A 13,082-nucleotide genomic window follows, 5' to 3' on the forward strand; every position below is an offset into this window, starting at 1 on the left:
GATGCCCAACAGCGTCACGCCCGGCGCCGACGGAGATCGGCAGTGCCAGTCGCACCAGCGAGTTCAGCCTGGTGTGCACACCGACGGACCGTGGCGCGCCGCCCATCAGGGTGGTGCGGCCGATCTCGGTGTCCGTGCCGACCGCGGTGACGACCGCGACGGCCGAGCCGGCCGCGACAACCGTTCCCTGGTAGAGCATGCAGTGTCGGTCCGCGATCACGCGGGCCGGCGCGACGTCGACGGTCTTGCCGACCACCTGGGACTCGCCGGTCAGGCTCGACTCGTCGACCTCCAGGTCCTCCGCGACCAGCAGCCGGCAGTCGGCGGGCACGGCGTCACCCGCCTCGAGCTCGACCACGTCGCCCACCACGAGCTGGTCCGCCGACTGCTCCACCCGTTGCTCGCCCCGCCGCAGCCGGGTCCGCACCGCCACGGCCTCGGTGAGCCGGTGCAGTGCGCGGTCGGCTCCCAGTCGCTGCGTGCCGCCCACGAACGCGTTCAGCCCCAGCACTCCCAGGATCAGGATCGTGTCGATCATCGACCCTACGGACCAGGACAGGCCCGCGCTTCCCGCGAGCACCGGCGTCACCGGATTGTCCAGCTCCTCCAGGAAGGTCTCGGCGACACCTCCGGTCCGCGGCACTGCCTCCTGGTCCGGTCGGCCCTGTCGACGCCGTGTGGCCTCCTTGTCGTCCAGCCCGTCCGGCGACGTCCCGAGCCTGTCGAGCACGATGGTGGGCGGCATGGCGTGCCACGGGGTGCGGGTGACCGGCACGGGCGCGGGCATGCGCATCGGCCGGCTGCCCCACCACGTGCTGGCGGCCAGCGCCAGCAGCGCCGCGACCTGAACCGGAACCTGGGCCCGGACGGGTGCGGCCCTGGTCGGCCCCAGGATCGCGAGCAGGCTGCCGGCGACCGCGCCCGCGATGGCCATCTGGGCACTGCGCCGGCTGGCCTTTCGCGCGAAGGGCACGGACTGCAGCAGCAGGCACGCCTCGCCGAGACCCGGTCCGCAGAGCACCGAAGACCCCCAGGGCGGCGGCGTGTCCGCTCGGGTGATCCCGATGCCCACGTCGGCGGCGGCCAGACCGGCCAGGCCGTGGGCCGAGACAACCGCCACGACGTGACCGCCGGCCTGAAGTGTGCGCACGGAGGAGGCCAGTTCGCCGTCACCGGGCATCCACTCGTCGGCGTCGAGACGCTTCTTCAGCATCCGGTCCGCCCCGACGATCACCACGTCCCCAGCGGCCTGCGCCGCAGACACCAGCGCTTCGGCCAACGATCGAGTCGGTGGCCACGCTGATCAACCCACGACTCGACGCGTGCAGAGTACAGCGCGCGAGCGCCCCGCGCCGTCCATTCGCGCACCCGGGCGTCCGCGCTCAACGGGCTGTCGGCGGCGGGCACGACCGACCACCCGTCGCGTTCCCGAGGAGCGTCCGGGACCACCGGGTCGACCAGTTCATGAGCACGCGTGTACAGCTCGTCCAGTCCGATGCTCGCCCCGGTCGGCACGACCTCGTCGATGATCTGCTCGCCGGTCCGCAGGATCGCCGAATCGAGTACCACCGTGTCGACGCGGTCCAGTCGCCGCAGCGCATCCGGGTCGACCACGAGGACACGACGCCGTGCGATGCCGCGGCCGAGCTGACCGGCGAAGGCTTCCCTGCCCATGCGCGCTGCACGTGGTGCGCTGGCGACCAGAACGCCAAGTGCGCGCTGCCTGTTGCCGACGAACGTCACGCCGGCACCGGCCGTGCCGAGCGACGTCACGACGTCGGCGACCTTGTCGGCCGCGCTGGCCGGCAGCGGGACTGGGCGCGGTGTGCGGGCGAGCGGCGGGGCGTCGTATGCACCCTCGCGCTCTGCCAGCGCTCTGTCCCACCGCTCCCAGCTGTGTTGCCGGGCCAGCGCTTCCGTGATCATGGAACAGCGGTGGCAGGCGTCGTTGATCAGCAGCAGGGGGGCCTGGGCCATGGTGTTGACCACAGAACCGGTCAGGGCGAACAGCGCGTTTGTCGCCGGACGACCCACCGCGCCCTCCACGTAGCCGCGGATGCGGGGCGAGTAGTCGGCGACGGCGACGAGTGCGGACAAGGTCGTCGGCGCCTTGGGGAGCGGAAGCAGGCGACCCGCGAACGCGTAGGGCAGGCCGACAAGATCGATGCCGAGAGCGATCACCTCGGTCGCCACCTGCTTTCCGGCGCCGGGGAACTGCCCGCTGCCGGCGCGCCTGGCGGCGCGCAGCTCGTGTGCGTCCTCGACCTCACCGACCATCCGCACCAGGTGATTGACGTCGACCTTGTCGTGGTCGAACGAGACCATCACCCAGCCCAGCGGAGCGTTGACCTCGACGGTGCGCACACCGTACAACTCGGTCAGCCGCTTGACGAGTTCGCCTGCGGCATCTTCCGTACCGGGCCGGTGAATGCCGTGGACCTCAATAAAGGCACGGTCGTGGACGACGCGGACGCGGCGGCCGACGCCGGTCGGCGCGAATGCCCGAGCCGTCGCGACCGCAACGCCGACAATCTTCGACGCAAACGAGAACAGCTGCTGGAATGGCATGTCTATTCCGCTGACTTTCCCGACGCCTTGGCGTCTGGCTTTTCCCCGTGTTCATCCTGGGACCGGAAGGCCCGTTGGGCCACGATCATGCCGGCAGCCGCCACCGCGACCACCGGCCACTCGACGACCTCGAACACGGCGAGCACTCCGAGGCCGGTGTAGTACGCCAACTGCGAGGGTGGTGGCAGGACCGAACGCACCGCGTGAACCGCGGCGTCCATCTCCTGACGGCCGGGCACACGGAACTCGGGCAACCGCCAGTGCACGGTGGCAAACGGAAGGCTCAGAGTCCCCGTGCGCTGGCCGCCCTCGTGGACGTGCTTTTCCACTTCTTGACCACTGGCTCCGGTTTCCCGTCCCCTGTCCGGGGAACGCGCCCCCTTGGCTTCCATTGTCGCCATCACTTCTCCCGTAAAGGCTTTTCCAAAATTTCAAGGAAAAACAAAGCTAACAGGTTGTGACGGGACAACGGCGGGGCCAGGTCGTGGCGCATTTGTGCCACTGACGCGGCCACGCCCGGAGGCCGCCGACACGCCCGCACGCCCAGCCGGGCGACGCGAACGCGGGGTCTGGATTCAATGCCGTTCAGATGACCGTCAAAGACGATCTCGCAGGGCGGCAAGCGGGCCTGGCTCACCGACCTCCCGATGTCACCATCCGTGTCTACGACGCCGCGCCTGACGGTGCACACCCTTCACCGCCGGCACTCCACACCGAGCCGAGTCGCCGACCTGGACCCAATCGTCGACGACCGCGTCTCGACGCCGGGCAGCCAAGCGCCTCCGGAGCTGACCGATTGCGGGTGGCCGATCGAGGAGTTGGTCGAGGTGGAGCTGCTCGCCAAGCTTGTCGATCAGTTCAAGCTGGGTCTCCAGATAGTCGATGTGGTGTTCCTCGTCGGCGAGAAGCTTTCGTGCAGGTTCGCCGGGGTGATGTCGCCCTTCTCGCGGCACATCGCGATTCCCGCGCGTAGCCGGTCCACGACATCACGCTCGACGGTGAGGTCGGCGCCGACCTGTTCGGTGACCGTCTGGCCGACACACACCGGGAACGGGCGCTGACAGTTCGGCAACCCGTCGAGGGGCGGTCACCCGACCGTCAGGCGGCACCGCCACCGGAGAGACGCTGCTCGATCATCGTCGCCAGCCGGTGGAGGCAGCTTCCGCCCCCGGTCCCGGCTCCGCACCCCGCGCCGATCTCCTCGACGGTGCTCGCCCCGGCGTCGATGCACGCGCACACCTGGGCATCGGTCGCCGCCGCACAGACGCAGACGTACATGACAGGCGCCTCCCACAAGCCGATACTCAGGTCAGGCTACTTGTCATCTGGAGTGGACCTCGGGAAGCCATAGCCGAGAATGGCTCGGTAATCATCGCCTCGGTGTCCGCTCTGAACGGTCGGGCGGGGATCACCACGGCACGACGCATACGCTGAAACCGCACCGTGATCAGTACCGTCCACGGCGGGTGAGCGTTTCACAGCACACAGGGAGGTCAACGGTGACACCGAATCTGAATTGGGTGCCGCACGAGGTCGACATCGACACACCCAGCGCGGCACGGATGTACGACTACCTGCTGAGCGGCAGCCACAACTTCGCCCCCGACCGCGCCCTGGCCGACATGTTCGACCAGGCGCTGCCCGGCTCCCGCGACATCGCCCGCCTCAACCGCGCCTTCCTGCGCCGCGCGGTGCTGTTCCTCGTCGAGTCCGGCATCCGTCAGTTCCTCGACATCGGCTCGGGCATCCCCACCGCGGGCAACGTCCACCAGACCGCCCGCCGCGTCGCGGCGGACTCCCGGGTGGTCTACGTCGACACCGATCCGATCGCCGTCGCGCACAGCCAACTCATGCTGGCAGACGACCCCCAGGCCCTAGCCATCAAGGCCGACCTCTGCGAGCCCGAGTCGATCCTGTACGCACCGCAGGTTCGTGGACTGCTGGATTTCAGCCAGCCGATCGGGCTGCTGATGGTGTGGGTGCTCCACTTCGTGCCGATCGCGCGGGACGCGGTCGGCATCCTGCGCCGCTATCGGGACGCGCTGGTACCGGACAGCTATCTGGCGGTGTCCCATTTCACCGCGGACAGCCGGCCGGCCGAGATGGCCGCCATGGTCAAGGTGATGAAGCGCAGCGCCAACCCGATCCACCTGCGGACCCGCGCGCAGATCGTCGAGTTGTTCGCCGGGTTCGACATGGTCGAGCCCGGCGTGGTCGCCACCGCCCTGTGGCGCCCCGAGGGCCCGGTCGGCAACGACGCCGACCGCACGGAAGTCCTCGCCGGTGTCGGCCGAAAGCCATGATTCGACGCGAAGTTCCGTCCTCCCGCGCAGGCTGGATCGGCGCGCCGCCACCGTCTCTTGCGATACCCAGCGTTCCGCATGCGGCGGTGCCCGACACCCGCAGCTCGGACGACCCCGCTGCGGGCTGTCCCGCCGCGAGCTGGACAGCGGGCAGATCAGCGAAGCGTGCCGGCATCAGGCTTGGCGAGTTGTTGACACCGGCGTCCAGTTGTGAGGGTTCCGCGTTTGGCCCCTCCCGCCGGGTCGTGGGTTGCGGCACTCTGGGCTTGCGGCCCGGTAGCTGAAGAAGTCACCGTCAGCGGCTATCGGGCCGTGCGAGTGCCGACCGTCGACAGGAAGTGTGGAGGTCGTGACCGGCAGGCGGCCTCCCGCGCCTCCCCAGCAGATCACAGGGAGGCCATCGTCTGCCGGTCGTGCACTCGCGAGCGCAACCGGCTCGAAGCAGGCGCGAACCCCTCACCCCGACGGGCTGGCCGCTCCGAGGTTGCGGGTCCTGGCCTGGCCCTTCAGGGCGCAGCGCGTCCAGCCGGCGTGCGACCCCTGGCACTTTTCCCCTTGGTGCCAGGGGTCGCGTCACATGGTGTCGGGCCGGGGCGTGGCACCTGGTCGGGCGCGGTGAGAGATCGCTGTTGGGGCAGCCCGGCCGCTGGAAACTTTCCGGGCGGGCCGGAACAGGGTCTGCCCCACAGAGCTCTCGGCTTGCCGACGTCCGACTCGGGGGCCGGTATGGTCGCGACGGCTCCGGTGGGCGTCGATGCGGTTCGTGGTCATAACGCCGTAGGCGGCGTAGCTGGCGTGCCCGGCGGCCCGCGCGGAGGCTCAGGACACCTGCTACGCCAACGCGTCTTGCCGCGTTGTGTTGTGACAGGCCTCAAGTGCCCGAGACGAACAGACAACGCCAGCGGCGTCTTGCCCACTCGGCCCGTGTGTCAGCGGCCAGCCGGAATTCCCCGCGGGCGGCCACCCACGGACGGCCAGTTCGATCCCCACTGGCGGCCAGTTGCACGGTCAGTGGTCGCTGTAGGTTCGTCGGGCGGCGCGGCCGTGCTGGTCATGCCGCGACGTCGGCACGGCGCGTTGAACGGCACGGCGCGGTGAACGGCACGGCGCGGTGAACGGCACGGCGCGGTGAACGGCACGGCGCGGTGAACGGCACGGCGCGGTGAACGGCACGGCGCGGTGAACGGCACGGCGCGGTGAACGGCACGGCGCGGTGAACGGCGCGGCGCGGTGGTACGGGGATCCGTCAGTTGCCGAGTCGTGGGACCACCGTGTTGCCAGCGATAGGACCACCTTACAGCTCGGCGTCGTTGTTAGAACACGTTCTCGATAACGGTGTCCGCGCGTCAGCCTCCTCCTGCCGCGAATGCCCTCTTCTGCCGAGTTGAGTACGGTTTGGATCGTGGTGGCGTTCTCCTGCACCCGCCGACACCTCGGCCAAGCCTGGCCGACCATCGCGTGCGCCGTGTGATGTGCCCGGTATCCCCACCGGCGATCGTTTCGGAGGGAATCGTTTCGATGGTGGTACGTTCGCCGGATGCGGAAGGCGCCTGCCACCCGTCGCGCAGGGCGGGATGAGCCACTGGGGTTCGTGATCGCCTCGGTTGGGCACGCGGCGTCGCTGGCCTTCGAAGAGGCATTGGCCCCGCACGGGCTGCATCCGCGCCATTTCGCCGTGCTGAAGGGGCTGCGCGGCGGTGAGGCACAGTCGCAGCAGCAGCTCGCGGCGGCGTTGGGCATTCCCGCCAGCCGTCTGGTCGGGCTGCTGGACCTGCTGGTCGAGCGAGGTCTGGTGGAGCGCCACGATTCCCCGACGGACCGGCGGGTCAAGCTGGTCCGGCTGGTGGACGCCGGACGCGCCGAACTGGAGAACCTGATCGCGGTCGCGGGCCAGTCCGAGCGCCGGGTGACCGCTGGTCTGAACGCCCAGGACAAGGCGGAGTTGCGTCGGCTGCTGGGCATCGTCCACGCGAACGTGGCCGCCGAACCCGACGGTGCGCGCACCCGCGTCTGGTGATCGCTCGGGCCGTCACCGCGTTTCGTCCTGCCGTCGCGCCGCTGGACCGAGACAGCGCCGCTGACGCGGCACCCGTACTGATCAGCACACTCTGACCAGCATCGTCGCGCCGGTCAGCGAGTGTCGCCCACGCCCAAGTCTCTTACTTGCCAAACCATTTCGCTTGAAGTAGTTTCAGCTGAAACAATATCGGATGGAACGGACCGCTCCGCCGCCGTGCGAGCAGCCCGGACACCGCCCAACCGAAGTGGAGACGACCATGAACGCTGCCGCCCAGACACCGGACCACGACACCGTCGAGGCCTTTCTGGACCGCGTCCGCCACGCATGGGACACAGCCGACGCCGCGACCTATGCACAGCAGTTCGCCGAGGACGCCTCGTACGTGATCTTCCTTGGCGACGCTCTGTTCGGACGGAACGCCATCGAGCAGACCCACCACGACGTGTTCACCAAATGGCAGCGGGGAACCCGGATGACCGTCAAACCCATCGACGTGCGCGCCGTCGACACCGACACCACTGTCGTCACCACGATCGGCGGCATCGGCATCGGCGCCACGATCGACTACGACAAGTACCAGACCTACACCCTGCGCCGCCGCGCCGGCCGCTGGGAATGCGTCGCGTTCCAGAACACCGAGATGAGCGACCGCGCCAAGCAAACCCACCACGCCTGACCACCACGGCCGAGCAGCCGGTTCCGCGGCAGGCCAACAGTTACGCCACTCCGCGAACCGGCTGACCCGCCGACCCGACCCGCACACTGCCAGGCGTCGAACACTCACGCCGGGCCAACCGCGTTCCAAGCTCAAGAACATCAAGCTCAAGAACATCCTGTAATCAGCGTAAGGCGGTTTGTGTCAAGCATGCGGTCGGTGCCTCGCCCGTCGTCGGTCCCTGCATAGCGGTAATGGGGTTGGTCCCAGCAGCGTGTAATCGGGTTGGTGCGACGACGGACGGGGCTGCCCTAGATGACAGGCGAGATCACAGTGTGTCTCAATGCCGCGTGGGGCTCACCCCGACCGCCTGCTTGATGGCCGCCATGGTTTTTCTAGGCAGCGCGGGAATGCGGCGCGGATGGACTGGTGCCGTGGGTCGCGGTCTGCGCATCCCAGCATTGGCCGGTGGTGATCACCGCGTGCAGATGCCGCAGAATCGCCGCGGCGATCGCGGCTTGTGCTTGTGGCGCGGTGAGTTTGTTGGTCTCGCGAGTGGTCAGGTGTTGGTAGCGGGCCGCGTAGACGGGATTGGCCTTCTTCGCGGCCCACACCGCCCGCCAGGCGGCCAATCGGAGCTTGGGTCGGCCCTGGCCGGTGAGTTTGGTGCGGCCGGTGAAGGTACCCGACAGCCGCTCGCGCGGGGCAAGGCCGGCGTGTTTGACCAGCGCACGCGCGGTGGTGAAGCGGGTGGGGTCGCCGGTCTCAGCCAGGATAGCGGCGGCGCCGACCGCGGACAGCCCGACGATGGAGGTGACCAGCTCGGTCAGTTCCAGTTCGTCGAGCACGCCGACCATGCGGGCCTCGGTGTCGGCCAGCCGCCGCTGGTTGTCCTGCCAGTCACCGAGTATCAGATGTATCCGCTCCAGCGCACCACGCCGGTGAGCGAGCACCCCACGCTGGTCTTCGAGTGCGGCGAACAGGTTGCGCGCGATCCGTAGCGACGGCTTCTGCCCGCCGCGGCGGGTGATCTCACGCCGCACCGCCTGCTCGAAGCGGGCCAGGCCGAGCCGGCGGGTGCGGGTGAGATCGCCGCCATCCCGGTCGCAGACGATGCTCATCGCCGCGACCCAGGTGCGGGACCGGAAGGGCTGTGCCGCGGTGTCCAGGGCGGCCGGCCAGACGCATTCCAGCAGGGCCCGGATCTGCTGGATCTGGCGGACCATGTCCACGATGAGCTGTTCCCGGCGTGCGCCTAAATGCCGCAGCCGGCCCCAGGTCTCGTCGACTGGTTCGGGGAGGTAGCAGCGTAGTTGCGCGGTCAGCCGGGCGATCAGCACGGCGTCTTTCTCGTCGGTCTTGTCGTGGGTGAGGTCCTCGGCGCGGCGCGCCCAGGCGGTCATCGAGGGCTGGACGCACACGAACGGCATGCTGCGGTCGGCAGCCAACTGGCCGAGTACTCGCCAGCAGTGGCCGGTCGGTTCGCAGGCCACGGTCGCACCGGTGAACCCCGCCGCCCTCGCGCGCTGGGCCGCCCAGTCCAGGGCGGTCCCCATGTCCCAGGCGCGGCAGCGGAAGGTCTTGCGTGCCAATACTTTCGAGTCGTGATCGGCCACCACCACCATTTGCTTTGTGTCGGCCAGGTCGATGCCGACGATGGCGTTGTCGACCGGCACCATCGCGCGGAGCCGGGCCAGCCGGGTGTTGCGGTTGCGATCACCCCGGGATACGCCGCTACGGTTGCTCACGAACGTCCTCCTCCTGAGATGGGACACCAAGCCCGACAAGCGCATCAGGAGGGCGTTCCCATGCCGTGCACCGACACGCAGAACGTCTTTCTATGCCGCCGAGCGGTCGTTCGGGAGCGCGGCGGCAGCCCGACGAACCGCGTAATAACCCGTTCCACTTGCGCTGGTGTCGGTGGTCCTACGACTGGCGACACGGTGCTCGGCCTTGGCGACGACAGATTGAAGCCACTCCAGCCGACGGCACGGGCACCTCTCCACGGGCTACGGCTACGTCTGTCGAGAGTCACGCCACGTAACCGGGTGAGTGGCCAGATAACGTCCCGCTGACTGGCCGCCAGCGGGGAGTTCAAACTGGCCACCAACAATCGTGCCTGCCAGGATCACCAACCGCGCTGTGATCAGTGCTCGCTTCACCATCTTGGCTGTTCTCGGCCATTTCGTGGTGACGGCCCACGACGCCGCCCAGCCCGACCGGCAGGAGATGGCGCGTCCGCAGGCGACCACTTGGGCAGTGAGGACCTTCGGCCCTTCCCAACCGAACGGCCCCGGAGCACGGTGCAAATGCCGCGTCGAGTACGCAAAAGTCGAGTACGCAAAAGGAGGGTCCGATGACCACCGCGAAGGACATCATGCACACAGCCGCCGAGTGCATTGGCGAGCACGAGACCCTGGACACCGCCGCGAAGCGCATGCGTGAACTCGGCGTTGGTGCGTTGCCGATCTGCGGGGATGACGACCGGTTGCGAGGGATCGTCACCGACAGGGACATCGTGATCAAATGTGTCGGTGCGGGCCACGACCCACGGACCATGGCCGCCAGCGACCTGGCACAGGGCAAACCCCGCACCGTCACCACCGACGCCGGCGTTGAGGACGTGCTGGCTCTCATGGAAGAGCACCAGATCCGCCGGCTTCCGGTCATCGAGAACCACCGCTTCGTCGGCATGATCAGCGAGGCCGACCTCGCACGGCACCTTCCCGCCGAAGCTGTCGGCCGCTGCGTCGCGGCCATCTGCGCGCAAAGCTGACCATCACGCGGACCCCTGCCGCATCATCTGCGGTCACGGCCAGTAGTGGCAGGACGCCGGTGTGATGAGCCTGCGGCAGCCGTGGTGGCGGTGACAGAGCACGCTGCACTGCCGCGCTCGGCGTCAAGGAACAACATGAACGGCAAGCCGCTCAGATCGAGCTGCCATGGCTCGGCATCGAGCCGATTCACCGTGTCCCCGACGCTGGCCTTCACACGCCCACCAGTGGGTCCTTGACATCCAAGTTCACCTGCGTCACCGCCGTTCGGCGGCGCGTCGATCTCCCCGTTGTGAGCGTTCCTCGTGCGAACTCCCGAGGCCGAACCACACGGTGTCCACTGTGGAGCTTGCATGGGGTCTGTTCAGGCGGCCTCTCGTGTCGGCGATCTTGTAGCTGCACCGCGTCCTCAGGACGAAGGCTATTTCGTCGAGGAGGCCGGGGTTCATGTCGAACTGGCTCACGGCAGCACAGCGTGCCCTCTCAAGAACACCGCAAGCCGGACCGGACCTGGCCAGATTCGGTCAGGTGCGGGGCAGGCGCACGAGGTCTCTCGCGGTGAGGCGTTTGACCACGATGTCGTGCGATACGTCGACCAGCTGACGATTGGCACGGGATGCGTGCTGGAGGATCAGCGCGAAGGCCTCGTCGAGCGTGAGACCTCTCTGCCGCACGATGACGCCCTTGGCGTACTCGATCTTGATCCGGGAGCCGACGCGTGGGCGGAGTTGCGCACGGTGAATCCGAGAATCCCTCAGCGATCGTTCCTGCACCAAGCCGATCGCGGCAACGTCGGCCAGGGTGCGCGCGGTGAACAAGTCGCCGGTCGGGCGTCGCCGTGGACGACCGCGCAAGGCACTCGGTAGCACAGGCAGGCCAGCTCCCTCAGCGAGCTACTCGCACGGCGACCACGGCCACCGCTGGTGATCGGCACCGATGGTTCCGGCAGCAGTGATACGCGCGTGCAGGTCGGCGATCGGGTTCCATTGGGCCGGCGACGGACTGGTCGGGACCGCGTGCACCTGCGTGAGCAGCATGACCAACTGCCAAAACGGCTGGCCGGCAAGCACCACGGGCACCGCACCCTGGCGATAGTGCGTCGTTGGCGGCCATCGGACGGTATCGGGACGTCATCACGCCCGGCGGCCGCCCAGTGGCGAATTGATGATCCTCGATGTCGAACCGTCGGACCTGCTGTGGTCGGTCGCCGGCCACGGTCGCCGGGTTGCGCGGTTGGCGGTGTCGCGCCAGCCAGGTGCTGCCTGGTCTCCTCCCGGGCCTTGAGCCACTCGACCGGCGATGAAGCACGGCAGTGCGCGGAAGGGACCTGTGCCGTGTCACCTGTGACTGCGCACCGCCAGCAGGCCGTCAATGGCCCCTGTCCCCGTCCCCGTGTCTGACTCACAATAAGAACCGGCCCCGGAGAGCGGCGACGAAGAATAAACTCCCTGCGCCGCAACGTCTTCGGTGTTCTGACTGGCTACTGCGCAGCGCGTGGTCTGGATTCCAGAGGATGGCTCGGATGTGTCCGCGGTCGGGTGCTTCGCGCAGGGAAGAATTCGGACCGGGCGCGCTGGCGAGCACGACCACCGAGCGCCCTCGCGCAATCAAGGCAGGAGGAGCCCTCGAATGCCCGTACTCCCTCGGCGTCCGGCTTGGAGCGGCACCCCTCTGCTCGCCGCGGCGGCCTGGCTGACCAGCCCGCTCACCGCGGACGACTACCTCGGCCTGGTCGATCCGCTGCTGTGCGCCCGCCACCCGGCCGGACGTGTGGTGGCGGCACGGCCCGAAACCGACGACGCCACCACACTCCTGATCAAACCCGGCCGGGGTTGGGCCGGTCACAAGGCCGGCCAGTACTTGGCCATAGGCGTGCGGATCGACGGTGCGCTGCACTGGCGCACCTACTCCCTGACCTGTCCGCCCGAGCCCACCGACGGGCTCCTGTCCATCACCGTCCATGCCGCTGCGGGCGGCCGCGTCTCGCCACGCCTGGCACATGAAACGCCATCGGGGACAGTGCTGCGACTGGGGCCGGCGCAAGGCGACTTCAGCCTCCCCGACCCGCCACCGCCGCGCATCCTGATGCTCACCGCCGGCAGCGGCATCACCCCGGTGATGGGAATGCTCCGCACGTTGGCCGAACGACCCCCGACCGGCCCGCACCCCGATGTGCTCCTCCTGCACAGCACCCGCACGATCCGTGAGTGCATCTTCCGTGACGAGCTACAGGCCATGCACCGGCAGTTGTCGTGGTTCCGGTTCGTCCCGCACCACACCCGCCCCGGTGGGGCACCGTCCCGGCATCTCACCCCCGGCCATGTGGCGGGGCTCTGCCCGGACTGGCGCGAACGCGAGGCCTGGGCCTGCGGCCCCGAGGCGATGCTCCAGGCTGTCGAGGCGCACTGGGCCGAGGCCCGGGTGACCGAGCGGTTGCACGTGGAGCGCTTCCGTATGGCCCCGTTTCTCCCGCACGACAGCGACACCTCCGGTGGCCGCGTCCGCTTCCTCCGCACGGGCGTCGACGCCGACGCCGGAACAACCGTTCCCCTGCTGGAGGTCGGTGAGCAGGCCGGCGTGGCGATGCCGTACGGATGCCGTCGCGGCCTGTGCTTCGGCTGCCTCACCCCGCTGGCACACGGTCGAGTGCGCGACCTGAGGACCGGCGAGATCCATGACGAACCCGGTCGGTTGATCCAGACCTGTGTGTCGGCCGCAGCTGGTCCCCTCGCCCTCGACATCTAGACCCAACCCGAAGGAGG

The 13,082-nt window shown here is 68.7% G+C and carries 13 protein-coding genes and 1 pseudogene; 6 read left to right on the plus strand and 8 right to left on the minus strand.

Annotated elements, in window-relative coordinates; translation table 11 throughout:
* The 4 genes and pseudogenes from KUTG_RS61480 to KUTG_RS58765 all read right to left on the minus strand — a co-directional run.
* Window positions 1-1,264 (minus strand): annotated as a pseudogene (locus KUTG_RS61480) (cation-transporting ATPase); the annotation flags it as partial.
* A complete protein-coding gene (locus KUTG_RS53650; protein WP_052395066.1) occupies window positions 1,231-2,568 on the minus strand; it encodes a hypothetical protein in 1,338 nt (445 codons plus the stop codon). The pseudogene KUTG_RS61480 and the gene KUTG_RS53650, both read right to left, overlap by 34 nt.
* 2 nt (window positions 2,569-2,570) lie before the next feature.
* A complete protein-coding gene (locus tag KUTG_RS58760; protein WP_157494668.1) occupies window positions 2,571-2,969 on the minus strand; it encodes a hypothetical protein in 399 nt (132 codons plus the stop codon).
* Window positions 2,969-3,205: a hypothetical protein gene (locus KUTG_RS58765; RefSeq protein WP_157494669.1), complete on the minus strand. Its 237-nt coding sequence runs from the start codon at window positions 3,203-3,205 to the stop codon at window positions 2,969-2,971. Before KUTG_RS58765 ends, KUTG_RS58760 begins: the two co-directional genes overlap by 1 nt.
* A gap of 190 nt (window positions 3,206-3,395) precedes the next feature.
* On the opposite strand from KUTG_RS58765, the gene KUTG_RS65700 reads away from it, so the two are divergent.
* A complete protein-coding gene (locus KUTG_RS65700; protein WP_157494670.1) occupies window positions 3,396-3,629 on the plus strand; it encodes a hypothetical protein in 234 nt (77 codons plus the stop codon).
* A 37-nt stretch (window positions 3,630-3,666) separates the two neighbouring features.
* Here KUTG_RS65700 and KUTG_RS66340 read toward each other — a convergent pair whose 3' ends face one another.
* Window positions 3,667-3,846 (minus strand): (2Fe-2S)-binding protein, encoded by a 180-nt coding sequence (locus tag KUTG_RS66340; protein WP_043730061.1) that lies wholly within the window; start codon window positions 3,844-3,846, stop codon window positions 3,667-3,669.
* A gap of 221 nt (window positions 3,847-4,067) precedes the next feature.
* On the opposite strand from KUTG_RS66340, the gene KUTG_RS20420 reads away from it, so the two are divergent.
* The 3 genes from KUTG_RS20420 (at window position 4,068) to KUTG_RS20430 (ending at window position 7,567) form a co-directional block, all read left to right on the plus strand.
* A complete protein-coding gene (locus KUTG_RS20420) occupies window positions 4,068-4,871 on the plus strand; it encodes an SAM-dependent methyltransferase (RefSeq protein ID WP_043718833.1) in 804 nt (267 codons plus the stop codon).
* A 1,591-nt stretch (window positions 4,872-6,462) separates the two neighbouring features.
* Window positions 6,463-6,888 carry a MarR family winged helix-turn-helix transcriptional regulator gene (locus KUTG_RS20425; protein WP_052395068.1) on the plus strand — a complete coding sequence of 142 codons (426 nt, stop codon included), beginning with the start codon at window positions 6,463-6,465 and terminating at the stop codon, window positions 6,886-6,888.
* 259 nt (window positions 6,889-7,147) lie between these two features.
* A complete protein-coding gene (locus tag KUTG_RS20430; RefSeq protein WP_043730068.1) occupies window positions 7,148-7,567 on the plus strand; it encodes an SgcJ/EcaC family oxidoreductase in 420 nt (139 codons plus the stop codon).
* A 374-nt stretch (window positions 7,568-7,941) separates the two neighbouring features.
* Here the strand turns inward: KUTG_RS20430 and KUTG_RS20435 are convergent, their stop codons facing one another.
* Window positions 7,942-9,294 (minus strand): IS110 family RNA-guided transposase, encoded by a 1,353-nt coding sequence (locus tag KUTG_RS20435; protein ID WP_232240876.1) that lies wholly within the window; start codon window positions 9,292-9,294, stop codon window positions 7,942-7,944.
* Window positions 9,295-9,902: 608 nt separating this feature from the next.
* On the opposite strand from KUTG_RS20435, the gene KUTG_RS20440 reads away from it, so the two are divergent.
* Window positions 9,903-10,322, plus strand: a complete 420-nt coding sequence (locus KUTG_RS20440) for a CBS domain-containing protein (protein ID WP_043718836.1) — start codon at window positions 9,903-9,905, stop codon at window positions 10,320-10,322.
* Window positions 10,323-10,844: 522 nt separating this feature from the next.
* Here the strand turns inward: KUTG_RS20440 and KUTG_RS20445 are convergent.
* Together KUTG_RS20445 and KUTG_RS20450 are read right to left on the minus strand one after the other, a co-directional pair.
* On the minus strand, window positions 10,845-11,138 hold the full coding sequence (locus KUTG_RS20445; RefSeq protein ID WP_052395070.1) for an ANTAR domain-containing protein: 294 nt from the start codon (window positions 11,136-11,138) through the stop codon (window positions 10,845-10,847).
* Window positions 11,139-11,213: 75 nt separating this feature from the next.
* A complete protein-coding gene (locus KUTG_RS20450; protein ID WP_043718839.1) occupies window positions 11,214-11,393 on the minus strand; it encodes a hypothetical protein in 180 nt (59 codons plus the stop codon).
* Window positions 11,394-11,949: 556 nt separating this feature from the next.
* Between KUTG_RS20450 and KUTG_RS20455 the strand changes: the two genes are divergently transcribed.
* The gene (locus KUTG_RS20455; RefSeq protein ID WP_084579576.1) at window positions 11,950-13,065 is read left to right on the plus strand and encodes a ferredoxin reductase; all 1,116 of its coding nucleotides are present in this window, start codon (window positions 11,950-11,952) and stop codon (window positions 13,063-13,065) included.
* Window positions 13,066-13,082 lie beyond the last annotated feature (17 nt).

The organism is Kutzneria sp. 744, assembly GCF_000568255.1.
Taxonomy (GTDB): domain Bacteria; phylum Actinomycetota; class Actinomycetes; order Mycobacteriales; family Pseudonocardiaceae; genus Kutzneria.

Excerpts from the sequence above, each read along its gene's own strand:
- KUTG_RS66340 (WP_043730061.1), bottom strand. The coding sequence starts at position 3,846 with ATGTACGTCTGCGTCTGTGCGGCGGCGACCGATGCCCAGGTGTGCGCG.
- KUTG_RS58760 (WP_157494668.1), bottom strand. The coding sequence starts at position 2,969 with ATGGCGACAATGGAAGCCAAGGGGGCGCGTTCCCCGGACAGGGGACGG.
- KUTG_RS20430 (WP_043730068.1), top strand. The coding sequence starts at position 7,148 with ATGAACGCTGCCGCCCAGACACCGGACCACGACACCGTCGAGGCCTTT.
- KUTG_RS20455 (WP_084579576.1), top strand. The coding sequence starts at position 11,950 with ATGCCCGTACTCCCTCGGCGTCCGGCTTGGAGCGGCACCCCTCTGCTC.
- KUTG_RS20440 (WP_043718836.1), top strand. The coding sequence starts at position 9,903 with ATGACCACCGCGAAGGACATCATGCACACAGCCGCCGAGTGCATTGGC.
- KUTG_RS53650 (WP_052395066.1), bottom strand. The coding sequence starts at position 2,568 with ATGCCATTCCAGCAGCTGTTCTCGTTTGCGTCGAAGATTGTCGGCGTT.